This window comes from Kitasatospora purpeofusca (genome assembly GCF_000718025.1).
GTDB classification, from domain to species: Bacteria; Actinomycetota; Actinomycetes; order Streptomycetales; family Streptomycetaceae; genus Kitasatospora; species Kitasatospora purpeofusca.
Genome location: NZ_JODS01000013.1, coordinates 42,432 through 66,684 on the forward strand (window position 1 = coordinate 42,432; position 24,253 = coordinate 66,684).

The window sequence follows — 24,253 nt, forward strand, 5'->3', positions numbered from 1 at the left end:
CCTCAAGCCTGCCTCCGTGCCCCGGCGAGGGCCAACCGGACCGGGTGGCGGGCCGCTTTCGGCCGTCCGCCGCCCGTCACCGGCCCTCGGTCACCCGCCGCCCGCCGCCCGTCACCGGCCCTCGGTCATCCGCCGCCCGCCGCCCGTCACCGGCCGTGGGTCACCCGCTGCCGGTCACCCGCCGCCCGCCGTCGGTCACCACCGGACCGGCAGCGAGCCCAGCCCGTAGATCAGCGCCTCGGTGCGGAACTCCAGCTCCTCCTCCGGCACCGCGAGCCGCAGCCCCGGCAGCCGCCGGAACAGCGTGGCCAGCGCGATCTGCAGTTCCGCCCGGGCCAGCGGCTGGCCCAGGCACTGGTGCACCCCGAAGCCGAAGGAGACGTGCCGGCGGGCCTCCCGGTCGAGGTCGACCTCGTCGACGCCCAGGTGGCCCTCGGTGCCGAACAGCCCGTCGTCCCGGTTGGCGGTCGACAGCATCGCCATCACGCCGTCCCCCGCCCGGATCAGGGTGCCGCCCAGCTCGACGTCCTCCACCGCGAGCCGGGGGACCCCGGTGTGCACGATGGTGAGCAGCCGCAGCAGCTCCTCCACCGCGCCGGGCACCGCCGCCGGATCGGCCAGCCGGGCCACCTGCTCCGGGTGGCGCAGCAGCAGGGCGGTGGAGAGCCCGATCATGTTGGCGGTGGTCTCGTGCCCGGCGACCAGCAGCAGTACCCCGGTCGAGGCGATCTCGCGCAGGGTGAGGTCCTCGCGGGTCGCCAGCCGGCTCAGGATGTCCTCCCCGGGCTCGGTGCGCTTCCGTTCGGCGAGCCGGCCGAGGTAGTCCAGCAGCTCCTCCTGCGCCCGGGCCACGTCCCGGTCGTCGGCTTCGGTGGTGAGCAGCAGCCGGCTGTTCGCCTGGAACTCCTCGCGGTCCTCGTACGGGACGCCCAGCAGCAGGCAGATGACCAGGGAGGGCACCGGCAGGGCGAAGTCGGCGACCAGGTCGGCGGGTCCGGCCGGGCCGCCCCGGGCGATCATCCGGTCCAGCGCCTCGTCCACGATCTGCTGGATGCCGGGGCGCATCTCCTCCACCCGCTTGACCAGGAAGTCCCCGGTGACCATGCGGCGCAGCCGGGCGTGCTCGGGGTCGTCGAGGCGGAGGAAGGAGGGGTTGGCGGCGACGAGTTCACGCCGCCCCTCGGTGAGGAAGGGGAACGCGGGCCGGCGGGCGTCGGCGCTGAACCGGCGGTCCGAGAGCACCGTGCGGACCTCCTGGTAGCCGGTGACCAGCCAGCAGGGGGAGCCGTCCGGGAGTTCCGCGCGGCTGACCGGGCCGGTGCTCGCGGCCTCGGTGTAGGCGGGCGGCGGCGCGAACGGGCAGGCCGTGTCGTGCCGGGCCGGGATCATGGTGACGGGAGCGGTGGGTGTGCTCAAGGTGGTCTCCTCGCGTGACAGGTGGGCCTGTGGCAGGCGGTGGGAGACGGCGGGCGGGCCGCGGGCCCGACGGACGGCGGCCGTCCGGGGCGTCGTCGTCGGGCGCTCGTCGAGCGGTCGTCGACTGGTCGTCGAGCGGTCGCTAGGCGGCGGTGCCGGCCCCGTCGTCCTCGGTGACGGTGATCGCGCCGCCGGGGCACAGCTCGGCGGCGAGGCGCACATCGGCGAACCGTGGCGCGGGTACGGCGCTCAGGAGGACTCGCACCAGGCCGTCCTGGTCGTCCTGCTCGAAGATCTCCGGCACGGTCATGACGCACTGGCCGGAGCTGCAGCAGCGGTCCCGTTCGACGTTCACGTGCATCGCGGACATCCCTTCCTGGTGTGGCACCGGATCCTCCGGGCCGTGCCGCCCCCGCTGTCGTCGTCAAACTAACCCCGGCTCGCGTCGCACACGAAGAGAGCGTGGCCGCCTCGCGCAGAATGGCCGATTTGCCACTGCTCGTGAACGAGTGTGAGGAAGAAGAAGTTTGATGAGCCGTCAGACGGGTTGTCCCGGTCCGGCGTCCCGCTGGGCGGCCTCGTCGGCGGCCGCGGTCCCCTCCGCCGCCGCGATTCCCTCCGCCGCCGCGATCTCCCGGACGGTCGCCACGGTGTCGGCCTCGCCCGCGCTCTTGTCCGGCCGGTAGCGCACCACCCGGGCGAACCGCAGGGCCAGCCCGGCCGGATAGCGGGGGCTGCGCTGGACCCCGTCGAAGGCGATCTCCACCACCAGCTCGGGCCGCACCCGCACGGTCCAGGCGTCCCGTTCGACCTCGCGGGCGAGCAGGGCCTCGGTCTGCCGGGCCAGGGTCTCGTCGGTCAGGCCCTTGAAGGTCTTGCCGAGCATCACCCACGGGCCGAGGCCCGGCTCGCCGCCGGCCCGCGCCCCCAGGTGCAGATTGCTGAGGAAGCCCTGCCGTCGGCCGCTGCCCCACTCGGCGGCCAGCACCACCAGGTCCAGGGTGTGCCGGGGCTTCACCTTGATCCAGCCCGCGCCGCGCCGGCCGGCCCGGTAGCCCGCCGCCGGATCCTTCACCAGGACCCCTTCGTGGCCGCGCGCCAGGGTGGCACGGAAGAACGCGAGGGCTTCCTCCCGGTCGCCGGTCTCGGTGCGGGCCACCCGCAGTCCGGCCGGGACGGCCTCCGCCAGCGCGGCCCAGCGCTCCCGGCCGGGCCGGTCCACCAGGTCCTCGCCGTCCCGGTGCAGCAGGTCGAAGAAGTGCGGGCTGAGCGGGACCTCGGCGCGCAGCCGCTCCGGGTCCCGGCGGGCCGCTGTGCGGGCGGCGGTCTCCTGGAAGGGGCGCGGGCGCCCGTCCGGGCCGAGGGCGATCGCCTCGCCGTCCAGGACCGCCGACCGCACCGGGAGCGCCAGCGCGGCCTCCACCACCTCGGGCACCCGGGCGGTGATGTCGTCCAGCGACCGGGTGAAGACCCCGACGTCCGCGCCGTCCCGGTGCACCTGGACCCGGATCCCGTCCAGCTTCCACTCCAGCGCCGCCGGTCCGGCGAGGTGCTCCAGCGCCGCGCCGACGTCCGGGGCCGAGGCCGCCAGCATCGGCCGCACCGGACGGCCCACCTCCAGCCGGAAGGCGGCCAGCGCGGGTTCCCCGCCGGTCAGCGCGGCCTCGGCGACCGCGCGTGCCGAACCGCGGAACATCAGCGCCCGCCGCACCGTCGCCGCCGCCACCCCGGCGGCCCGGGCGACGGCGTCGGCGACCACCGCGTCCAGCGCCCCCTGGCGGAGGTCGCCGACCAGGACGGCGCGCAGGAAGGACTGCTCGACCTCGGTCGCGCGCTCGAACAGCCCGGCCAGCAGCCGGTGCCGCTCGGCCCGGGCGCCCGTCCCGTGCACGGCCGCGATGGCCTCCAGGACCCGCTCCGTCTCGCGCACCCCCAGCACCGGGTCGGCGGCGGGCGGCGGCAGCTCGCGCAGGGCGGCCGGGCCGAGGCCGGTGCGCAGCCGCTGCGACTCGCCCGAGAGCAGGGCGACGGCCGAGGGCGCCTCGCCGGGACCCAGCTCGCGCAGGCAGTCGGCCAGCAGCTCGGTCTTGGCCCGGCGGCCGGGCTCGGCGGCCACGGCGCGCGAGGTGAGGGCCAGGCGGCGGAGCAGCATCGGGGGCCTCCTCGGCGGGCGTGGGGCACGGCTCGGGAACGGCGTTCGGGCGGGCGTCCAGGATCGGCGATACGGGGCGCGGGCGCGCGGCGGGGACGCCGGACCGGTGGCCCGGGGCGACTGCCACTCCGTAGCGGAGCGGACCCGTACTTGGCCGTGCTGTCGATCGGCGCGGGTCCGACGGGGCGTCATGCTGTCCGGCGTCCACCCGTGCACGCACGGTCCGACCGAACCGAGGAGCGCCCCATGCCGCCGACCAGCACCACGCCGCCTGCTGAGCACCGGTCCGCCGGGGGGTGGACGGTGGACGCGCCCACGGCCGCGGACTTCGCCGCCTGGCGGGAGCTGTTCCGGGGCTACTGCGAGTTCTACGGGGTGCCAGTGCCGGAGGAGAAGGCCGAGCTGGTCTGGTCCTGGCTCACCGACCCGGCGCACGAGCTGGACGGCCTGCTGGTGCGCGACACCGAGGGCACCCCGGTCGGGCTGGCGCACTACCGGCCGTTCGTCCGTCCGCTGCACGGCGCGGTGGCGGGCTTCCTCGACGACCTGTTCGTGGCCCCCGCCGCGCGCGGCACCGGAGCGGTCGACCTCCTCCTCGCCCGGCTGCGCGCGATCGCCGCCGAGCGCGGCTGGAACACCGTCCGCTGGATCACCGCCGACGACAACCACCGGGCCCGCAGCAAGTACGACCAGGTCGCCACCCGGACCATGTTCGTCACCTACGACATGCCCCCGGCCGGCGCCTGACCGTCCCGCAGGCGCCTGACCGTCCCGCAGTTCCGCAGCTGTCCCGCCGTTCCGGAGCCGTCCCGGCGCGCGCGAGAAAATCGATGGCAGGCGGTTCTGTCGCGGTGATAGACACCGGGGGTGCAAAAGACCTTGGACTTTCCCGACCTGCTCCGTCTGATCGACGAGCGGGCCACCGCCTTCCGCGCCGCGGTCGCCGCCGCGCCCGACCTCGGCGCGCAGGTGCCGACCTGCCCGGACTGGACGCTGCTCGACCTGGTCCGGCACCTGGGGGAGGGGCGTCGCAACTGGGGCGTCATCGTGGCCGCCGGGCCGTCCGAGGTCCGCCCCGACACCTCCGCCGCGCTGGCCGGCCCGGCCGTGCCGCCGGAGCGCGAGGCCCTGATCGCCTGGCTGGCCGAATCCACCCAGCAGCTGCTCGACGCCCTGCGCGAGGCCGGCCCGGACAGCGGCTGCTGGACGTGGTGGCCCGCCTCGCAGGCGCCGCAGACCGCGGGGGCGGTGGCCCGGCACCAGCTCCAGGAGATCACGGTGCACACCTACGACGCCCAGTTGGTCGCGGGCACCGCGCAGCCGCTGCCGACCGAGGTGGCCGTGGACGGCGTCGAGGAGTTCCTGGTCACCTGCTGTGCCACGACGGCCGCCTGGCCGCACGAGCCCGCGACCGTCGACTACCACGTCACCGAGGGCCGGTCCTGGCGCCTGCGGGTGGACGCCGAGGGCGCGCGGGCCACCCGCATCCCCGCACCCGGCACCCCCGGCTCGGCGGACCTGGCTCCCGCCGACTTCTCGACCGAGTCCACGGCCGGTGAACTGATCCTCGCCGGCTTCTACGGCCGCCAGCCGCTCGACGTGCTGAAGATGGAGGGCGACCGACAGATCATCGAACAGCTGATCGCCTGGGAGCCCGAGGTCTAGGTCCTGGCCCGGCGCGAGTACCCGGCACCCGCCGGGGCGAGTGCCGGACGCGACCACCGGGGGCGGAATCGACGGATTCCGCCCCCGGTCGGCGTTCCGCGCGAGGTCCGGGCGAGGCCGCCCCGTGCGGGCGGCGTCCACCGCCCCCGCGCGGGCCGACGGGCCCGCCGGGGATGCGGCATCATGGCCAACCGCCGCCCCGCCGGTTCGTTCGGAAATCAGTTCGCACTTTTCTGTTATCCGCCCACCGCTCCACGGTCTCCCAGGTGTCGGCAGTCGTCCGACCGATCCGACGGACCAGAACTCAGGAAGCGTGCGCAGGTGAACAGCGAAGACCGCACCACCATCCTCCCCGCGACCGGGCGTCCCGCGGGTGCCGACGGGCGCTCCGCGCGGCGTGCCGCCGAACGGCGGCGCGGCCACGGCCGGCGCCGCCGCCGGGGCGCGATGGGACCGATGATGGCCGTTGCCGCGGCCGTCGCGGGCACGAGCGTGATCGCCGCGCTGACCGGCGCCGGGTACGCGGTGTTCCGGGGCGAGGAGGGCAGCGACAACGGCTCGCAGGCGGTGGCGTACGAGCCGCTGGTCGCCGCCGAGGCCGGGGACGTGAACGGCATCCAGGTGCCCGGCGCGGGCGGCGCGCCGGTCCTGGACCCGGCCGCGACGGACCAGGCCCGCGCGGCCGCGGCCACCCCTCCCCCCAGCACCGGTCCGGCGACGCCCTCCGCCTCGGCCACCACCCCGGGCCACACCGCCTCCACGGCCCCGGCCACCGCGTCCGGTACACCGCGCAACCCCACCGCGAGCCCGAGCACCGGGACCACCACCGGCGGCACGGCCGGTGCTCCCGATCCGGGGAAGCCGACCGCGGTCCCGACCACCGCCCCCACGGCGGCGCCCAGCACGGCCAAGCCCTCGCCGACCGCTCCGCGTCCGACCGCCACCACCGCGCCGGGCGGTTCGTCGAACAGCTCCTTCGCCCAGCAGGTGGCGGACCTGGTCAACACCCAGCGCTCGCAGGCCGGCTGCGGACCGCTCACGGTGGACCCGAAGCTCACCACCGCCGCCCAGTTCCACAGCGACGACATGGCGGACCGCAACTTCTTCGACCACGCCAGCCCCGACGGCTACCACGCGGACCACCGCATCGAGGCGGCCGGCTACCGCTGGAGCAGCTGGGGCGAGAACATCGCGCGCGGGCAGAAGGACCCGGCGGCGGTGATGGAGTCGTGGATGAACAGCCCCGGCCACCGCGCCAACATCCTCAACTGCTCCTTCAAGCAGATCGGCGTCGGCGTCCGGACCGGTTCGGGCGGGCCCTGGTGGACCCAGGTCTTCGCCTCTCCGTCCTGAGAATCCGAGCACACCCGAGCGCTTCGCCGCCCCGAGGACTCACCGTTCGGGCCCGCACGGGCCCGGCCGGTGGCCTCGCGGTTCGCCGATTTTCCGAATCCGCGCGAATTGTTGTTATCTGAGCACTCCACAGCGGTCTCCGAGGAGGCAGTGGCGGACGGACGACAGCCGGACGGAGTGCGGACCCATGAACGTTGACGTGCAGAGCAGGGCCGGGACGACCCTCGTGCGCGCGGCCCAGGCGGGCGACGCGCAGGCGCGCGAGGCGCTGGTCGCGGCCTGGTTCCCGTTGGTCTACAACGTCGCCGGCCGGGCGCTGAACGGCCACGCCGACGTGGACGACATCGCCCAGGAGACCATGATCCGGGCCCTGGACGGCCTGGAGGGGCTGCGCGACCCGGGGGCGTTCCGGTCCTGGCTGGTCGCGATCACCATGAACCAGGTCCGCAGCCGGTCGACCGGCCAGCAGCAGGCAGCCGTCGGCGGACTGGACGAGAGCTGGGAGCTGGCCGACCCGCGCGCCGACTTCACCGACCTGACCATCCTCCGGCTCGGTCTCTCCGGCCAGCGCCGGGAGGTCGCCGAGGCCACCCGCTGGCTGGACCCGGACGACAAGGAACTGCTGTCCCTCTGGTGGCTGGAGGCCTCCGGCGAACTCACCCGCGCCGAACTCGCCGAGGCGCTCGACCTGACGCCGCAGCACACCGCCGTCCGGGTCCAGCGGATGAAGAAGCAGTTGGAGGCCGGCCGGGTGGTGGTCCGGGCGCTCACCGCCTACCCCCGCTGCCCGGAGCTCGCCGAGGTGATGACCGGCTGGGACGGCACGCCGAACTCGGTCTGGCGCAAGCGAATAGCCCGGCACATCCGCGGCTGCCAGGCCTGTGACGGCCTGGGGCGCGACCTGTTCCCGGCGGAGGGGCTGCTGGCCGGTCTGGCGCTGGTCCCGGTGCCGATGGACGCGCCGAGCGGGCTTGCGTTCCACGCCGCCGGGGCCACGGTCGGGACGCCGGGCGCCGGATCCGGAGGGGTCCCGGGCGACGGCGGCGCCGCCGGAGGGTCCACCGGGGCCGGTACCGGCGGTACTCCGCCCAGCGGCGCCGGCACTGCACCCACCGACCCGTCCGGCGGACCGGGCGGCTGGACGGACCTGGCCCGCCGCAAGAGCGTACTGGCGGGCGGGACGGCGGTGGTGCTCGCGGCGGCGACGCTCGCGATGGTCTGGCCCCAGCCCACGCCGCCGACCGCGCCCGCGCCGGAACCGACCACCCCGGCCAGTGCCCCGGACGCCCCGGTGCCGCCGGCCGCGACCGCCGTCACGCCGACGACGGAGACCGCGCCGCCCGCTCCGGTCACGCTCGCCCCGGTCGAGGTGCCGCCGGTGCCGAGCAGCCCGGCGCCGGTCACCCCGACCGCGACCCCGTCCAGCGTCCGGCCGACCCCGACCCCGCCGAACCTGGAACGACAGCTGGTGGACCTGGTCAACGCGGAGCGGGGCCGACGCGGCTGCGGTCCGCTGCGGATCGACCCCAAGCTGCACGCGGCCGCCCAGAAGCACTCCGAGGACATGGTCGCCCGGAACTTCTTCGACCACCTCGCCCCCGACGGCACCCGGGCGGACGCCCGGCTCAACGCGGCCGGCTACCGCTGGTCCCAGTGGGGGGAGAACCTCGACCGCGGCCCGAGTGCCCCTGCGGTGGTGTTCTCCCGCTGGATGGACGGCGGTATCCACCAGTCCAACATGCTGGACTGCGCCTTCAAGGACGTCGGCATCGGTGTGGCCACCGGCCCGGCCGGGCTCTACTGGACCCAGGACCTGGGCACCCCGCTCGGCTGACGGGAGGGGCGCCGCCCGCCCGGCGGACCGGTTCTACCGGCGGACCGGTTCTACCGGCGTCCGGTTCTACCGGCGTCCGGGCGCGCCCTGCGGCGGGCCCGGACGCCGGTAGAACCGGTCCGGGTACGCCGTCAGGACGGGAGGCCGACCAGCCCCGGAGCCTCGCCCGTGACGTGGCCGGTCGCCTGGCCGACCACGCCGCCCGCGTCGCCGACCTGCCCCGGGAGCGCGTCCGAGGCCGAGGCGAGGGGCCCGCCCTGGAGGGGTCCGGCCAGATCGCCCTGGCCGCCGAGGGCGGCGGCATGGGCGGCGGGAGCGGTCAGGGAGGCCACGACGCCGACGGCGAGCGAGGCGACGGCCAGCATGCTGCGCTTCTTCATGCCCCGTCCAACGAGGCTCCGCCACCCGGGTTACGGGAGACCGTCAGTCCGCCGAGGAGATCGGACTGTTCGTCGCCGGCCCGAGCAGGCGCGCCGAGGTGGCCACCTGCTGCAGTGTGCTCAGGATCTCCTGCCCCGGGAGCCGCAGGCAGGCCGACAATTCCACGACCTCCGCCTGCCTGTTCGGGACGATCACCTGCTGCGCGACGAGCTGGCGGGTGCCGCCCTGGGCCAGGCAGTCCTTCGCGGGCTCGATGTCCTGGAACACGACCGGCCGTTTCGCGGCCTCGACGGCCGCCTTCTCGTCCCGGATCAACTGGACCGAGACGAGCGCGGAGTTGTCGAGCAGGCCGCCCGCGGCGAGACACACGGGCGGGCGGACACCGTTGCGGATCTGGCAACCGGCCTCCCCGGTCAGTGGCTGGGAGGCGAGGTAGCCGTAGGACACGGGCCGTCCTGCGGTGCTGAGGACGGTGAGGTCGAACCAGGTGCTCGGCACATCCAGGATCACCCCGTCCAGCACGCCGAACCGGGTCGGTCGGGGCGGCGGAACCGTTCCGTCGCCGCTCTGGTCACCCGGCGCGCCGCCCTCGGCTCCGCCGGACGCGGCTTCGGGCGAGACGCTCGGGGAGACCTCGGGGGAGCCGGTGGGCGTCCCCGAGGGAGTGGGCGAACCGGTGGGCGACCCCGCGGGCGGGACCGCGCCAAGGGCCGGTCCCGAGGCGGCGGGGCTCAGCACGGTGCCCGTCGGACCGGGCGCGAGCGCCGGGGCGGCGGCCAGCACGGCCGCGGTCAGGCCGACCGCGAGGCCGGCCGCGAGGGCCGCCCGCCGTCGGCGCCGCCGGGCCAGGGCGGCCCGCGCCAGCACCCGCTCCATCCGGTCCGCGGGCGCCGCCAGGTGGGGCGCGGCCAGCTGGAGCAGTACCCGCAGCTCGTCCGCCACCTCGTGGTCGTCGGCCACCGCCCGGTCCAGCGCCGCCTCGCGTTCCCAGGCGGCGAAGTCATGCTCCGTCACGACGACCCCCGTCCAGCAGCAGCTCCTTGGCCGGCAGCTTCCCGCGCAGCGCCTGCAGGGCGCGGTGCGTCTGGCTCTTGACGGTGCCCGTGGTGCAGCCCAGCGCCTCGGCGGTGTCCTCCACACTGAGGTCCTCGAAGAACCTCAGCACCACCACGGCCCGCTGCCGGGCCGGGAGCGCCCGCACTGCGGCGGCGACCACCTGGCTGGTCACCACCGAGTCGAACGGGTCGGCGACGGTCGGCGGCTCCGGCAGCCGGTCGTGCGGCAGCTCGCCCTGCCAGCGGCGGCGCCACCAGGAGACGTGCGAGTTCACCAGCACCCGGCGCACGTACGCCTCGGGCCGGTCGATCGCGACCTGCTCCCAGCGCGGCCAGACCTTGGCCAGGGCCGTCTGGAGCAGGTCCTCGGCCAGGTACGGGTCGCCGGTCAGCAGCCACGCCATCCTGAGCAGCCGAGGGCTGCGGGCGGCGACGAACTCCTCGAAGTCCGGTCTCGCTTCGCTCATCCCGACGCCCCCGCCATGCCGCTCCCGCCACCGTCTCTGTCGTCCCCGCCGCCAAGCCGGTGGCGGCGGTCCTGCCGGTCGGCCGTGGCCGCCGGGTCCGCGCTCTCGTTCTCACGGCTGCTGAACGCGCTGGGGTCGGCGCCGGGTTGCCTGTCCGACCAGTCTATTTTCGCGGGTGACCAGGTCGGGGCCCACAGCGGGGTCGGCCGGGGCCTCCCGCGACGGCCCCACCAGTGCGGCGCTGGGCGGGCGCGGGCGCGGGCGCGAGGACGGGCACGGGGCGGCGCCGGGGCGTCCGGGGTCGGGCGCGAACGCTGGACGGCCCGCGAGCCGGCCGGGACTCGGCCGGGCGGCGAGCGGGCCGTGGTCACCACGATCCGCCCGCCACCGGCACCCGCCAAGGGCGCGTGATGGGCGCCCGGGCGCATCGGCCGGGCGCGCCGGGTGAGACCCGGCTCCGGGCCCGCGCCGGTCCGCCCCTCCCCGTCCGTGCGTTCTCCGCCTGTCCCTGTCCGTTCCCGTCCGTTCCCGGCCCGTCGGCGCGGCCGGCCGCCGTCAGAGCGTCCCCGAGCCCTTCGGCACACCTCCCGTCCGCCGTGCCGCGCCCGGATCGACCGGATCCACCGTCCAGTCGGGGTGCCCCGGCATGGGCGGGGTCCGCTCGCCGTAGAGCCAGTCGCGCAGGAACCCGCCGAGCGACTGCCCGGAGACCTCGTCCGCCGCGCGCAGGAAGTCCGCGGTGCTGGCGGTGCTGCTCCGGTGCCGCCGCAGGAAGGTCTGCTCGATCCGGTCGAACACCTCTGGCCCGACCCGCTCCCGCAGCGCGAACAGCACCAGCGCGCCACCGGTGTACCGCTGGCTGTCGAACAGCGTCGCGGCGGTCGGCGCGGCCACCGGCCCGGAGTCGTGCCGCCACTGGTCGCCCTGGGCGTAGACGCTCCGCATCCGGTCGGCGAGGGTGGTGAACCCGCCGGAGTCCGGCCAGCCGCGCTCGTAGCGGTACATCAGACCGTAGAAGTCGGCGTGGCCCTCGTTCAGCCAGAGGTCGGCCCAGGTGCCCGGGGTGACGCTGTTCCCGAACCAGGAGTGGACCAGCTCGTGCATCATGTGCGAGCCGATCTGCCGCTCCGGCTGGCGCAGGAAGTTCGGCTTGTAGAGCGTCAGCGTCTGCGTCTCCAGCCCGGTGAAGTCGAACGCCGCCGAGTCGTCGGTGTCGGCCGGCAGCAGCCCGTACGTCTCGAACGGGAACGCCCCGAGGTGCTGCTCGGCCCAGCCCAGCTGGCCGGGGGTCAGAGCGAGGGCGGGCTCCAGGTCGGCCGCCCGCGCGGTGGGCACGACGTCGCGCAGCGGCAGCCCGTCGGGGCCCTGGCGCTCCCGGACCGTGTAGCGGCCCACCGAGGCCTGGAGCAGCTCGGTCGCCATCGGCTCGCGCGACCGGTAGCGCCGGGTGGTGGTGCCGTCGGGGTGCGGCTCGGTGGCGGTCGGCAGACCGTTGGCCACCCCGTACAGCTCGTCCGGCGCGGTGACGGCGACGGTGAAGCGGGCCTTGTCGCCCGGCCGGTCGTTGCACGGGAACACGGTGTGCGCGCTGTTCGGCTGACCGGCCACCGCGAAGCCGTCGGGCGTCACTACCCACCCCGTGTGCGGCAGGACGGCCCGGGGGTCGGCGGTGTACTCGACCTCGACCCGCAGCGCGGACCCGGCCCGGACCGGCCGCGCCGGGACCACGGTCAGCTTCTCGTCGTGCGTCCGGAAGCCGGCCGGGCGCCCGTCGACCCGGACGGTGTGCACGTCCAGGCCGAGCGCGTCCAGCTCCAGGCTCGGCAGCGCGGTGCGGGCACGGGCGGTCATCGCCATGGTGGCGTCGACCGTCCTGGTCGCGGGGCGGTAGGTGAACGCGAGGTCGTAGGAGTGCGCGTCGTAGTCGGTGGTGCCGAGCGCGGGGAAGACCGGGTCCCCCGTCCCCGGCGGACCCGCGCCCGGGCTGTCCGCGGCCGCCGGGGCCAGACCGAGCGGTACCGCCGCGAGCGCGAGCGTGGCGGCGAGGACGGAACGGTGCCAGGACAAGGTGATCACCTCTCTCGTGTCGGAGGGTCCGCGCCGGCCCCGGCAGGCCCGGTTCCGGTGAGCGATCTTCCGAGCACGGACCGTAGCAGGGCCCTCTGACAATCCACACCCCCCACCGCTCCGACCTGCGCGGACCGCTCCGGACCCGCCGGCCCCGACCCGGGCGACACGCGGCCGTCCCCCGGACGGACCACCATGGTGGCCGAGCGGCTGCGCAGTGTCATACCTTCGAAGAGTTCCGCCCCCTGACGGGCGGGGCCACGGCCGTCGGAGAACCTGGCCAGGTCCGGCGGCCGTACTCATGCCCGCGTGCGGAGCCGATGCCCCCCGCATCCGCTCCGCACGCGCGCGGCCCTTCCCGGCCGGGCCCACCGCTCCTCCGGGTCCCGCCGCCCACCTCGTAGGCTGGGCAGCCGCGCCGGCCGCCCGCAGCCCCGCCGGCGCACCGGACCGGCAGGAGCAGCCCCGTGACCAGCCCGCACTTCGTGGTGATCGGCGAGTGCGTCGCCGACGTCGTCCGCACCCACGGCGCGCCCGACGTCGTCCACCCCGGCGGCAGCCCGGCCAACGTCGCCTACGGGCTGGCCCGGCTGGGCGAGCCGGTCGCGCTGCTCACCCAGCTCGCCGACGACCCGTACGGCCGACTGATCCGCGCGCACCTGGAGTCCGCCGGCGTCACCCTGCTCCCCGGAGCGGAGGCGACGGAGGCGGCGGAGGCCCCGCGCACCCCGTCGGCGGTGGTGCGGCTGGACGAGCAGGGGCGGGCGCAGTACACCTTCGACATCGGCTGGACCCTCCCGCCGGTCGAACTGCCCTTCCGGCCCGGGCACCTGCACATCGGTTCGATCGCCGCCGTCACCGGCCCGGGAGCGGCGGCGGTGCTCGCCCTGGTCGAGCGGTGGCGCGGCCGGGCCGGGGTGAGCTACGACCCCAATGTGCGGCCCGCGCTGATGGGCGAGCACGGCGAGGCCGTCCGCCGGGTGGAGCGCTGTGCGGCGCTCGCCGACCTGGTCAAGGCCAGCGACGAGGACCTCGCCTGGCTCTACCCCGGCCGGGACCCGGAGGAGGTGGCCCGGCACTGGCTGGGCCTCGGCCCGGCCACCGTCGCGGTCACCCGCGGGCCGGCCGGCGCCTTCGCGCTCACCGCCGACGGCCGCCGCGCCGAGGCACCCGCCCGCACGGTCGAGGTCGCCGACACGGTGGGCGCGGGCGACGCCTTCACCGCCGCCCTCCTGCACGCCCGCCACGCCGGTGCGAGCCTCGACGCGGCCCTCGCCCGCGCCACGGCCGCCGCCACCCTCACGGTCACCCGCCCCGGTGCGAACCCGCCCGACGCGGCCGAGTTGGCGTCGGTCCTCGGCTGAGGCCCTCGCCGGGGCGGGGTCGGGGGCGGCGTAGTCGGAGGCCGAGGAATTCACGGGGGCGCGGGTGCGCGCCGGTGCTATGTTCCGACCGCGGATCGAACGGCAGGCGCGGGGGCTGGGGGAGCGTTGCTGGAATCGCTGATCACGACCGCGGCCGGAGCGGCCTCGGCGACCGTGGGCGTGCTGGTGGGCGGACTGGTGACCCGGCGGGGCCAGGACCGTCAGTGGTCGCGGGACCGGCAACTCCTCGCCTACCAGGAACTCCTGAGCCACTACGCCAGGTTCACGATGGTGATCAAGCGCGCCCACGCCGACCGGAGCGGCTGGGACTACGACTGGGCCGAGTGGAGCGCCGTGCTGACACGGGTGAGCCTGGTCGCTCCGGCCGAGGTCGCGCGCGAGATCGACCACTTCGGCCGGGCCGTCGACCGTTTCCTGGAGCGCGTCGCCCGCGAGGCCGACACCGTCCGGGCGCCGCTCGGCGAGGAGGAGTTCCTCGCGGCCGGTGCGGAGGTGGCCCGGGCGCAGACACGAGTGGTCAACGCGATGCGGCGGTCACTCGGGGGCGGCCGGAAGGCGCTGACCTTCTGGATCGGCGGATCGCATGCCGAGCACGCCGAGCAGGGCGATCGCGGAGCGCTCTGATCCGGGACGACTGCGATCCGGGTTCAGCTGTGATCCCGGACAGCTGTGGTCCCGGACAGCTGTGGTCCCGGCCGTGTCAGCCGGGGCCGCCGTCGACCGCACCCAACGGGCGGGTCAGTTGGGTCTCCGAGTCGAAGCTGCGGGCGGCCGTGAAGGTGCCGGTGAGGTCCGGGTGCCGGCCGAGGGCGGTGTGGGCGAGGGACACGTCCTCCGGGGTGAGGCGGCGGGTCAGGCCGAGGTGCGGGGACCAGCGGCCGGGGACGTAGTAGGGGGACGGTTCCGCGGCGCCGTCCAGGACCTCCCAGACGCGCCGGTGGAGCTGCACCAGCTCGACCGTGGGGACGATCGCCCAGCTGAGCACCCGGCGCCGGCTGCGGGCCGCGAAGGACAGCAGGCCGGTCAGCCGGACGGTCAACGGCATGGCTTCGGCGAGGAGTTCGTCCAGCCGCTCGGCGGCGCCGGCGGGCATCCGGGCGCAGGAGGCCAGGGTGAGGTGCGGGCGGTGGCCCGGGTGCGGGTTGTCCGCCAGGCTGTCCACCCCGGCCTCTGCGAGCCGCTGCCAGACGGTGCGCACGGCGCGGTCGAACGGCGGGTCGCAGAGCAGCTCAACCGTCTGCACGGGCCCCGCCCGACCGCTGCTCCGGGACGAGGTCCTTGCCGTACCAGACCTCGGCGTACGGGCTGTTGCCGTAGGCGGGGATCTCGCGGTAGCCGTGCCGGGTGTAGAGCGCGCGGGCCTCGACCAGGTCGAGCCGGGTGTCCAGGACGATCCGCCGGGCGCCGAGGGAACGGGCCGCCTCCTCGACGGCGGCGAGCAGCCGGGCGCCGCCACCGGTGCCGCGTCGGGACGGTCGGACGTACACCCGGGTCAGCTCGACGGTCGTGGCGTCGAGCACCCGCAGCCCGGCGCAGGAGTCGGCCTCGCCCGCGTACCGGCCGAGCAGGAAGATCCCGGCGGGCGGGGCGAGGTGGCCGCTGGAGTTGGCGGCGAGGCCGGTCTCGATCTCCTCGGCCGTGCCGTCCCGGTCGAAGTGGAGCCGGTAGTAGCGGTTGGCGACGTCGAGGAAGTACTCGCGCAGCAGGGCCAGGGACTCGGCGGATCCGACGTCGGCGGGCGCGACCGCCCAGGCGTCCCCGGTGCTGTGCTGCGTACTCGTGGTGCTCGTCGTCATGGGCGCATTATCGGGCGCCGTCCGCGCCCGGCGCCAACCCTTTTCGATCACCGACGGGACGGTAGCCGCAGGTCGGGAGCACGGTCCGGGGCTGGGCCGGGCGGGTGAGGGGTGGATTGGGTGCCCGGCGTGGCGGGGGAGCAGTGGGGTTATGGACAGACCATCAGATAATCGCATTAATCGGGGGTTGGCTGGACCCCGGCGCGGGCGGGGGCGGGGCGGGCTGGTCGCGGCGGTGTGCCTGGTGGCCGCGGTCGCGGGGTGCGGCGGCTCCGCCGGGGGCGGCGCCGTGCCGTCGACGGCACGGGCCGGGGCGAGTGCGGCGGCCGACCGGGGCGGGCCCCGCCCCCCGGCCGTTCCGGCCGCCGCGGCGGCCCCGGCCGTTCCGGCGGTCCTCCCGGGGCCGGCCAGGGCGGAGGAGGAGACCAGCAGCGAGGCGGTGGCCCGGCGGGCCGATGCCGCCCGCGCCGCGCTGGAGACCGCTCGGCGCTGGGGTCTGGCCCGGCTGCCGCTGCCCGCCCCGCAGCCCCCGGCGGGCCGGCCCGAGCTGCGCGCCGCGCAGGGCGTCAAGCTCGCGGACGGGCTGCCGCCGGTGGTCTACCGGGTGCCCACCGAGCAGCCGATCGTCTTCCTGACGGTGGACGACGGCGCCGAGAAGGACCCGGAGTTCAGCCGGATGGCGGCCGAGCTCGGCATCCCGCTGTCCACCTTCGTCGCGGACTACCTGGCCCGTTCCGACTACGGCTACTTCCGCCGGCTGTCCGAGCAGGGCGACGCGGTGAACAACCACACCATCAACCACCGCAACCTCAAGGTCCTCGACTACGCGACCCAGCGCGACGAGATCTGCCGCCAGCAGGACCAGCTGGAGGGGCAGATCGGCACCCGCCCCCGGCTCTTCCGGCCGCCCTACGGCGAGTACAACGCGGACACCCTGCGGGCCGCCGGCTCCTGCGGCATCGAGGCGGTGCCGCTGTGGAACGAGGAGGCGTTCCCGGACCGGATGGAGTACCGCTACGAGGACCAGCGGCTCCACCCGGGCGACATCATCCTGACCCACTTCCGCGGCACCGACCTGTGGCCGGGGTCCATGCCCGACCTGCTGCGCAAGGTGGTCGACGAGGTCACCGCGCAGGGCTTCGCCCTGGCCCGGCTGGACGACTACCTGTAGCAGGGTGCACGGCTGCACGGGCGGGCGGTCCTCCGGGGCCGCCCGCCCGCACGTCCGCCACCGACGGCCCGCGCCCTCCCGGCCCCACCACCGACGGACCCGGGGCCGCGCGCGGATCAGCCCGGCTCAGTCGAGCGAGAGCGCGTCCAGGTACACCCAGGCGCCCTCGTGCCGCACGAACCGGCTGTGCTCGGTGAGGACGCCCTCCTCCCGCCCCTCCGTGAAGTGGGCGCGGAAGGCCACCGTGCCCTCGGCGTGGAACGCCCCGCCCTCGCCGGTGGAGAGCACCTCCAGCCGCACCCAGCGCAGCCCCGGGTCGAAGTCCACGCTGTCCGGCCGGGTGTCCGGGTGCCAGGTGCGCAGCAGGTAGGCCTCGTCGCGGGCGGCGAAGGCGCTGTAGCGCGAGCGCATCAGCGCCTCGGCGGTGGCGGCGGCCACCTGGCCCCGGTGCAGTCGGCCGCAGCACTCGGCGTAGCTGCCGGGCAGGCCGCAGGGGCAGGGGGAGGACGGGAGCAGGCGCGGCGCGGGCGTGCTGGCACGGGGCGCGGAACGGCGTCGGGACATGCGCTCCATTCTGGCCCCTCCCGGGTGGTGCCCGCGGCCCGGACCCGGTGATCGGGGCCGGTGGTCGGACCCGATGGCAGGGCCGGCTCCGACAGGTGGGCGCGCAACGGTGCGCGGAACCGGGCAAAGGCCGCGATATCGCCTCTGACCTGCACCGATGCGCGGAATGAAGTGGCGGGTCGGCGCGACGGGGCCCTAGAGTCGGCCCGCTCGCGGCCGGTCCGTGGCGGCGGCGGGGCGGGCGGAGGCCGGTCCCGGCCCGACCTTCCTGTGTCTTCTTGTGTGTTCTTGTGTGGGGAGCGGTTCCAGTGGTGTGTGTGGTCTGCGGGGCTCGGCCGGTGATGGGGAACGGTGGGCGGTGCTACGCCTGTGCGGAGGCCGCCCCGCACTGGGTGCGGGACTTCCGGTCGCCCAGGGTCGCCGCGGTGGCGGCCGTCGTGATGCTGGTGCTGAGCGGTCTGCTGGCGTTGGCCGTGCTGGTGGGCGACCTGTTCGGGGTGCGGGCGATCGGCCTGGTGCTGGCGGACCCGGAGGACTCGGAGGGGTTCGACCTGCTGGAGTCGCTGGCCGCGCTGGAGAGCGAGGTGAACGGTCTGTCGGCGCTCCTGCTGCTGGCGACGGCCGCGGCCTTCGTCGTCTGGTTCCACCGGATCAGGGCGAACGCCGAGCTGTTCGTGCCGAACGGTCACCGGCACGGGTCGGGCTGGGCGGTCGGGGCGTGGTTCACGCCCGTGGTCGCGCTCTGGTTCCCGTGGCAGCTGGTGGTGGACTGCTGGCGGGCCAGCGCTTCGGTCGATCCGGAGGGCCGGCGGCGGATCGTGTCGCAGTGGCTGGTGTCGGCGTGGTGGACGGCCTGGATCGGCTCGCTCGTGGCCCCGAGGATCGTCGGCGCCCTGGTCCGGGCGGACTCGGGGTTCGGCGAGGCCGACGAGCGGCTCGAAGCGATGCGCACCGCGCTGCAGGTCGAGGTCGCCGGGAACGCGCTGCGGGTGGCGGCGGCGGTGCTGGCGGTCCTGGTGGTCTGGCGACTGACGGAGATGCAGATCGGGAGGGCGGCGACCGTGATCCCACTGGCACACCGGACCGCTCCCGTCGTGGTGGGGGACCCGGCGGCGTCGGGCGCCACAGTCTGACCTTTCGTTCCTCTCCTCGCGCGCCGGGTCCGGAGGTGTCCACCGACACCTCCGGACCCGGCGTTCGTGCGTTCCGAGCCGCCCTGCGATGGGTCCTGCGGCCCGGGACCGGGGCGTGACCGGGGTCCCGGGCGTTCGGGACGGCGGGTGGCGGAGTGTGGGCGGGAGCCCGGTGTACGCCGGGTGGTCCCGTTGTCCATGGAGCCTCCCGGAGTCCCCCGTGAATTGCACACACTTTGCACACAGATCTGCAGTCGACCCGCTCGCGTCCGCCGCCTTCGGGGCTTGCGGTCCGGGTGGGTCGGACCGGTGGGCCGGAGCGGTGTGCGGCGGTGGGGGCGAAGGCCGTACTACCGGCCAGATTTTGACTGCCCTCGGACAAGATTGAGTCCGGAAATCTGCTTGCGGTGCCAGCGGGACACAGGTGTGCGCCAACTGACGAACCGTCGGTGAAACGCTATCGGTACGGACCGGCGCTGCCAAGGGGGATGCCAATCCGGGTGAAATCGCCGACGAACCGTCAGATCCGGACACCGCTGACCAGGCCGGGAGAGGTGATCTTTCCGGCATATCGAACGAGTGACGGAAATGTGCTGGTGATTCGTAGATCTTTACCCCACCATCTCCCAGGGCACACCGCCCATTTCTCGCCGACCACAAGTCGATGCAGCAGCACCCTCGGGAGAGAAGCGATGAGTTCGACGGGACTTACTCCACTGGATCCGGCAGCACCACTGGCCGAACTGGTGGCCGCGCAGGTCAGAAGAACCCCGGACGCCACGGCCGTGATCGACGGCACACGCCGGCTGACCTACCGTGAACTGGACTCCGCGACGGCCGCGGTAGCGGGCCGGCTGGCCGCCGCCGGAGTCCGGGCAGAGACGTTGGTCGGCGTATGCCTGCCGCGAACGGCCGACCTCGTGGTCGGCCTCCTGGCGGTGCTACGGGCCGGCGGAGCCTATGTGCCGCTCGACCCGGCCTATCCGCGCGACCGCCTCGAACTGGTCGTCGGCGACGCGCAGGCGCCCGTCGTGCTCACCGACAGCGCCCACGAGCACCTGCTGAACGGCGCGGGCGCCACCCTCCTGCACATCGACGGCGACGGCCCCGCCGCCCCGCTCGACCCGGCCGCCGCGCGCCCCACCACCGGCGACGCGGCCACCGACGCACTTGCCTACGTGCTCTACACCTCCGGCTCCACCGGCCGCCCCAAGGGCGTCTCGGTCACCCAGCGCGGCGTCAACGCCATGCTCCGCTGGGCCGCCGACACCTACACCGCCGCCGACCTGGCCGGTGTGCTGTTCGGCACCTCCGTGTGCTTCGACATCTCGGTGTACGAGCTGTTCCTCCCGCTCTCCGTCGGCGGCACGATCGTGGTCGCCGAGAACGTCCTCGCCCTCCCCGAGCTGCCCGCCCGGGACGAGGTCACCCTGGTCAACACGGTGCCCAGCGCGATGGCCGCGCTGCTGCGCGGGGACAGCCTGCCCGGCGACGACCAGCCCGGCGGAGGCAACGGCGGTGGCGGACTGCCGGACGGCGTGCGGGTGGTCAACCTGGCCGGCGAGGCGCTGCCCCGCCACCTCGCGGACAAGGTCCACGCCCGGCCCGGCGTCGAGCGCCTCTACAACCTGTACGGCCCCACCGAGGACACCGTCTACTCCACCTGGTCGCTGGTCGCCCGCGGCGGCACCGGCGAGCCGGTCATCGGCCGCCCGCTCGCCGGCACCCTCGACCACGTCCTCGACGAGAACCGGATACCCGTGCCGGACGGCGGCATCGGCGAGCTGTACCTCTCCGGCGAGGGCCTGGCCCGCGGCTACCACGGCCGCCCCGACCTCACCGAGGAGCGCTTCGTCCACATCGACGGCCTGCGCTGCTACCGCACCGGGGACCTGGTCCGCCGGCTGCCCGACGGCGACCTGGAGTACCACGGCCGGGTCGACCACCAGGTGAAGGTCCGCGGCTTCCGGGTCGAACTCGGCGAGATCGAGGCGGTGCTCGCCAACCACCCCGCGGTCGAGGCCGCCGCCGCCGTCGTCCAGCGCGACGAGGCCGGCGACTACCTGGCCGCATTCGTCCAGCCCACCCCCGGCACCGCCGAACCGACGCCCGCCGAACTGCGCGCCCACTGCGCCGCCGCCCTGCCCGGCTACATGGTGCCGCTGGCCGTCGCCGTGCTGGCCGAACTGCCGCTCACCCCCAACGGCAAGACCGACCGCAAGGCACTGCCCCCCGTCGCCCGCAGCCGGGGCGGCCAGGAGCTGTTCGTCGCCCCCCGCACCCCCGCCGAGATCCGGATCGCCGAACTCTGGCAGAACCTGCTCGGCGTCCCCGAGGTCGGCGTGCACGACGTCTTCCTCGACCTCGGCGGCCACTCCCTGCTCGCCGTCGGCCTGCTGGCCCGGGTCGAGCGCGAGTTCGGCACCCGGGTGCCGCTCGCCGAGTTCTTCGCCGCCCCGACCGTCGCCGCGCTGGCCGTCCGGGCCGCCAACGGCGGCGGTGGCCGGGCCTCCGTGGAACCGCCGAGGCGCGAGGCCCACCTGCCCGCCCGCGCCACCGAGTTCCAGCGCGAACTGTGGCTGCACGAGGCCGTCCAGACCGGCAGCCCGCTCTACAACGTGCCGGTCCGGATCCGCGCCGAGGGCGCCCTCGACCGCGAGGCCCTCGGCCGCGCGCTCACCGAGGTCGTCCGCCGCCACGAGTCGCTGCGCACCGCCCTGTACGGCGACCCGAACCCGAGCGAGCTGGACGACGCCGTGGCCGACGTCCGCCCGCCGTACCCGGTCGAGGTGCCGCTGCTCGACCTCGTCGGCCCGCACGGGCAGGTCGCCGACGAGGAGGCGATCGACGACGTGCTGCGCGCCGAGGCCGCCCGCCCGCTCGACCTCGCCGGCGGCCGGCTGCTGCGCGCCCTCGCCGTGCGGACCGACACGGACCGGCACGAGCTGCTGCTCACCGTGCACCACGCCGCGGCCGACGGCTGGGCCGCCGGACTGCTGCTCGCCGAGGTCGCCCGCGCCCTGCGGGAGGGTGAACTGCCCGAGCCCGCGCTCCAGCTGTCGGACGTCGCCCGCTGGGAGCTGCGCGACGTCGAGGCCGGCCGCGAGGCTGCCGAGCGCTGGGCCGAGCGGCTGCGCGGCGTCGAGGGCGACCAGCACCTGCCCGGCGACCGCCCGCGCCCCAACCCGCAGGACATCGCCGGCCGCCGGCTCGCCCGCCGGCTGGACAGCGGGTTCGTCGAGGGCGTCGAGAAGTGGGCCGCCGGGGAGGGCGCCAGCCTCTACACGGTGGTGCTCGCCGCGCTCGGCGGAGTGCTGCACCGCTACACCGGCCGGACCGACGTCGCCGTGATCAGCCCCTTCGCCGTCCGCCCGGTGCCCGAGCTGGAGACCGTGATCGGCTCGCTGATCAACACGGTCGCGCTGCGCTTCGACGTGGCCGGCGCCGACACCTTCCGCGAACTGGTCGCCCGGGTCCGACCCGTCGTCCTGGAGGCCGCCGACCACAGCGGCCACCCGTTCGTCGACCACGCCCGCCGCTACGGCGGCTCGCCCGGCCTCACCGCCTCGCCGATCTCCCAGGTGCTGCTCGCCGTCCAGAACCACCCGGTGGCCGGCGTCGAACTGCCCGGACTGAAGCTCACCTTCGTCGCCGAGGTGTGCAACGGCACCGCCAAGACCGACCTCTCGCTGTTCCTGGAGTTCCCGGCCGACGGACCGCTGCTGTCCGCCGAGTACCGCACCTCCCGCTACGAGGAGCGGTCCGTGCGCGCCGCGCTCGACCACCTGGTCGCGCTGCTGGCCGCCGCCGTCGCCGAACCCGACCGCCCGCTCGGCGAGCTGGTCATGCTCTCCGCCGCCGAACTCGCGGCCGACGAGCCGGTCAACCGCACCGCAGCGCCGATCCCCGACGCCCCGCTGCACCGGCTGGTCGCCGACCGGGCCGCCCTCACCCCGGACGCGCCCGCCGTGTCCGCCGCCGACGGCACCCTCGACTACGCCGGACTCCTCGACACCGCCGACCGGCTGGCCCACCTGCTGGGCGCCCGCGGCGTCGGCCCCGGCCACCTGGTCGCGGTCGCCGTCCGGCGCGGCCGGCTGCTGCCCGCCGCCCTGCTCGGCGTGCTGCGCAGCGGAGCCGCCTACCTGCCGCTGGACGTCGACCAGCCGCTCGCCCGCAACCGGGCCGTGCTCGACGACGCCGGTGTCACCGTGGTGGTCGCCGAGGGCGCGACCGCCGGCGACGAACTGCTGCGCGGCCGGGAGGCCGTGCTCGTGGACGGGCCCGCGCACGCCGCCGCCCCGGCCCAGGCACCGGACGTCGAGGTCGGCCCGGAGGACCCGGCCTACCTGCTGTACACCTCCGGCTCCACCGGCCGCCCCAAGGGCGTCGCGGTGCCGCACCGGGCGATCGTCAACTTCCTCACCTCGATGGGCCGCGAACCCGGCCTCACCGGGCGGGACGTGATGGCCGCCGTCACCACCGTGACCTTCGACATCGCCGGTCTGGAGCTGTGGCTGCCGCTGGTCACCGGCGCCCGGGTGGAGATCGCCGACCGGGCCACCGCCACCGACGGGGCCGCGCTCGGCGCCTGGGTGGAGAAGCAGGGCGTCACCCACCTCCAGGCCACCCCCGCCACCTGGCGGATGTTGCTGGAGGCCGACTGGGCCGGCCGCCCCGGGCTGACCGCGCTGTGCGGCGGCGAGGCGCTCACCGCCGACCTCGCCCGCGCCCTGCTCGGCCGGGTCGGCTCGCTGTGGAACCTCTACGGCCCGACCGAGACCACCGTCTGGTCCACCGTCCAGCGGGTCACCCCCGAACTCGTCGCCCACGGCGGCGTGGTGGCCCTCGGCGCGCCCGTCGCCAACACCCGGCTGCACCTGCTCGACGGCTCCGGCCAGCCGGTCCCGGTCAACGGCGTCGGCGAGCTGTGCATCGCCGGCGCGGGTGTCGCGCTCGGCTACCACGGCCGGCCCGAGCTGACCGCCGAGCGCTTCACCGCCGAACCGGGCCGCACCGACGGCGCGTTGATGTACCGCACCGGCGACCTCGCCAGCCGCCGCGCCGACGGCCGGCTGGAGTACCACGGCCGCACCGACGCCCAGGTCAAGCTGCGCGGCTTCCGGATCGAGCTGGGCGAGATCGAGGCCGCGCTCACCGCCCTCCCGGGCGTCGTCGCGGGCGCCGCCCGGCTCGTCGAGACCCCGGCCGGACCGGCCCTGGCCGGTTACGCCGTGGCTCCGGGCCTGACCGAGGACGCGCTGCGCGGCGCCCTGACCGAGCGGCTGCCCGACTACATGGTGCCCGCCGGGCTCGTGCTGCTCGACGCGCTGCCGCTGACCCCCAGCGGCAAGGTCGACCGGGCCGCGCTGCCGGTGCCGGAGCTCGGCGGCGCCGGTGCCCCGCCCGAGGGCGACTGCGAGGAACTGCTCGCGGACCTGTGGATCGAGGTCCTGAAGGTCGAGCGGGTCTCCCGGCACGACGACTTCTTCGCCCTCGGCGGGCACTCGCTGCTCGCCACCCGGCTGCTGGCGCGGATCCGGGACACCTTCGAGACCGAACTGCCGCTGCGGACCGTCTTCGAGGACCGCACCCTGGCCGCGCTGGCCCGCCGGGTCGAGGAGCGGCTGCTGGAGGAGATCGACGACCTCGACGACCTCGGAGAGCCGGACGACCTCGGTGACCTGGACGACGTCGACGGCCCGAACGACCTCGACGAGACCGCCGGGAGCGCCCTGTGAACCGCCCCACCCACCCCGGAGCCGCCGGCGACACCGGCCGGACCGGGACCTTGGAAGCATGCCCGGCCGCCGG

The 24,253-nt window shown here is 75.5% G+C and carries 19 protein-coding genes; 9 read left to right on the plus strand and 10 right to left on the minus strand.

Annotation, left to right across the window (positions count from 1 at the left end; all coding sequences use genetic code 11):
- Positions 1 to 195: 195 nt before the first annotated feature.
- The 3 genes from IF01_RS0119645 to IF01_RS0119655 form a co-directional block, all read right to left on the minus strand.
- Positions 196 to 1,389 carry a cytochrome P450 gene (locus IF01_RS0119645; protein WP_030394760.1) on the minus strand — a complete coding sequence of 398 codons (1,194 nt, stop codon included), beginning with the start codon at positions 1,387 to 1,389 and terminating at the stop codon, positions 196 to 198.
- Between the two features lie 169 nt (positions 1,390 to 1,558).
- Positions 1,559 to 1,786: a ferredoxin gene (locus tag IF01_RS0119650; protein WP_051742458.1), complete on the minus strand. Its 228-nt coding sequence runs from the start codon at positions 1,784 to 1,786 to the stop codon at positions 1,559 to 1,561.
- A gap of 168 nt (positions 1,787 to 1,954) precedes the next feature.
- On the minus strand, positions 1,955 to 3,568 hold the full coding sequence (locus IF01_RS0119655; RefSeq protein ID WP_063764253.1) for an ATP-dependent DNA ligase: 1,614 nt from the start codon (positions 3,566 to 3,568) through the stop codon (positions 1,955 to 1,957).
- Positions 3,569 to 3,814: 246 nt separating this feature from the next.
- Between IF01_RS0119655 and IF01_RS0119660 the strand changes: the two genes are divergently transcribed.
- The 4 genes from IF01_RS0119660 to IF01_RS0119675 all read left to right on the plus strand — a co-directional run bounded on the left by IF01_RS0119660 (position 3,815) and on the right by IF01_RS0119675 (position 8,420).
- Positions 3,815 to 4,315: a GNAT family N-acetyltransferase gene (locus IF01_RS0119660; RefSeq protein WP_078880110.1), complete on the plus strand. Its 501-nt coding sequence runs from the start codon at positions 3,815 to 3,817 to the stop codon at positions 4,313 to 4,315.
- 120 nt (positions 4,316 to 4,435) lie between these two features.
- Positions 4,436 to 5,233 carry a maleylpyruvate isomerase N-terminal domain-containing protein gene (locus tag IF01_RS0119665; RefSeq protein WP_030394764.1) on the plus strand — a complete coding sequence of 266 codons (798 nt, stop codon included), beginning with the start codon at positions 4,436 to 4,438 and terminating at the stop codon, positions 5,231 to 5,233.
- A 321-nt stretch (positions 5,234 to 5,554) separates the two neighbouring features.
- Positions 5,555 to 6,586: a CAP domain-containing protein gene (locus IF01_RS42010; RefSeq protein ID WP_051755711.1), complete on the plus strand. Its 1,032-nt coding sequence runs from the start codon at positions 5,555 to 5,557 to the stop codon at positions 6,584 to 6,586.
- A gap of 187 nt (positions 6,587 to 6,773) precedes the next feature.
- Positions 6,774 to 8,420 carry a sigma-70 family RNA polymerase sigma factor gene (locus tag IF01_RS0119675; protein WP_063764254.1) on the plus strand — a complete coding sequence of 549 codons (1,647 nt, stop codon included), beginning with the start codon at positions 6,774 to 6,776 and terminating at the stop codon, positions 8,418 to 8,420.
- 131 nt (positions 8,421 to 8,551) lie between these two features.
- Here the strand turns inward: IF01_RS0119675 and IF01_RS0119680 are convergent, their stop codons facing one another.
- From IF01_RS0119680 to IF01_RS0119695, 4 genes are all read right to left on the minus strand, one after another.
- On the minus strand, positions 8,552 to 8,800 hold the full coding sequence (locus tag IF01_RS0119680; RefSeq protein WP_030394767.1) for a hypothetical protein: 249 nt from the start codon (positions 8,798 to 8,800) through the stop codon (positions 8,552 to 8,554).
- A 43-nt stretch (positions 8,801 to 8,843) separates the two neighbouring features.
- Entirely contained in the window at positions 8,844 to 9,815 is a 972-nt protein-coding gene (locus tag IF01_RS0119685; protein WP_030394768.1) for a hypothetical protein, read from the minus strand.
- Positions 9,802 to 10,323, minus strand: a complete 522-nt coding sequence (locus tag IF01_RS0119690; protein ID WP_030394769.1) for a SigE family RNA polymerase sigma factor — start codon at positions 10,321 to 10,323, stop codon at positions 9,802 to 9,804. Before IF01_RS0119690 ends, IF01_RS0119685 begins: the two co-directional genes overlap by 14 nt.
- Before the next feature lie 555 nt (positions 10,324 to 10,878).
- Entirely contained in the window at positions 10,879 to 12,390 is a 1,512-nt protein-coding gene (locus IF01_RS0119695) for a M1 family metallopeptidase (RefSeq protein ID WP_244215561.1), read from the minus strand.
- A 467-nt stretch (positions 12,391 to 12,857) separates the two neighbouring features.
- Between IF01_RS0119695 and IF01_RS0119700 the strand changes: the two genes are divergently transcribed.
- Positions 12,858 to 13,754 carry a carbohydrate kinase family protein gene (locus tag IF01_RS0119700; protein ID WP_030394771.1) on the plus strand — a complete coding sequence of 299 codons (897 nt, stop codon included), beginning with the start codon at positions 12,858 to 12,860 and terminating at the stop codon, positions 13,752 to 13,754.
- A gap of 126 nt (positions 13,755 to 13,880) precedes the next feature.
- Positions 13,881 to 14,399: a hypothetical protein gene (locus IF01_RS0119705; protein WP_030394772.1), complete on the plus strand. Its 519-nt coding sequence runs from the start codon at positions 13,881 to 13,883 to the stop codon at positions 14,397 to 14,399.
- Positions 14,400 to 14,475: 76 nt separating this feature from the next.
- On the opposite strand, the gene IF01_RS0119710 is transcribed toward IF01_RS0119705, so the two are convergent.
- Together IF01_RS0119710 and IF01_RS0119715 are read right to left on the minus strand one after the other, a co-directional pair.
- Positions 14,476 to 15,018, minus strand: coding sequence for a 2'-5' RNA ligase family protein (locus tag IF01_RS0119710; protein WP_030394773.1), 543 nt, complete (start codon positions 15,016 to 15,018; stop codon positions 14,476 to 14,478).
- Positions 15,005 to 15,571 carry a GNAT family N-acetyltransferase gene (locus IF01_RS0119715; protein ID WP_078880112.1) on the minus strand — a complete coding sequence of 189 codons (567 nt, stop codon included), beginning with the start codon at positions 15,569 to 15,571 and terminating at the stop codon, positions 15,005 to 15,007. Before IF01_RS0119715 ends, IF01_RS0119710 begins: the two co-directional genes overlap by 14 nt.
- A gap of 187 nt (positions 15,572 to 15,758) precedes the next feature.
- Between IF01_RS0119715 and IF01_RS0119720 the strand changes: the two genes are divergently transcribed.
- Complete coding sequence (locus IF01_RS0119720; RefSeq protein WP_030394775.1) at positions 15,759 to 16,742, plus strand: polysaccharide deacetylase family protein; 984 nt, start codon at positions 15,759 to 15,761, stop codon at positions 16,740 to 16,742.
- A 126-nt stretch (positions 16,743 to 16,868) separates the two neighbouring features.
- On the opposite strand, the gene IF01_RS0119725 is transcribed toward IF01_RS0119720, so the two are convergent.
- Complete coding sequence (locus tag IF01_RS0119725) at positions 16,869 to 17,306, minus strand: YchJ family protein (RefSeq protein WP_030394776.1); 438 nt, start codon at positions 17,304 to 17,306, stop codon at positions 16,869 to 16,871.
- 425 nt (positions 17,307 to 17,731) lie between these two features.
- Here IF01_RS0119725 and IF01_RS44070 point away from each other — a divergent pair, with 425 nt between their 5' ends.
- Complete coding sequence (locus tag IF01_RS44070) at positions 17,732 to 18,439, plus strand: DUF4328 domain-containing protein (protein WP_157855289.1); 708 nt, start codon at positions 17,732 to 17,734, stop codon at positions 18,437 to 18,439.
- Positions 18,440 to 19,131: 692 nt separating this feature from the next.
- On the plus strand, positions 19,132 to 24,180 hold the full coding sequence (locus tag IF01_RS44075; RefSeq protein WP_167349761.1) for a non-ribosomal peptide synthetase: 5,049 nt from the start codon (positions 19,132 to 19,134) through the stop codon (positions 24,178 to 24,180).
- The last annotated feature ends 73 nt before the right edge of the window (positions 24,181 to 24,253 follow it).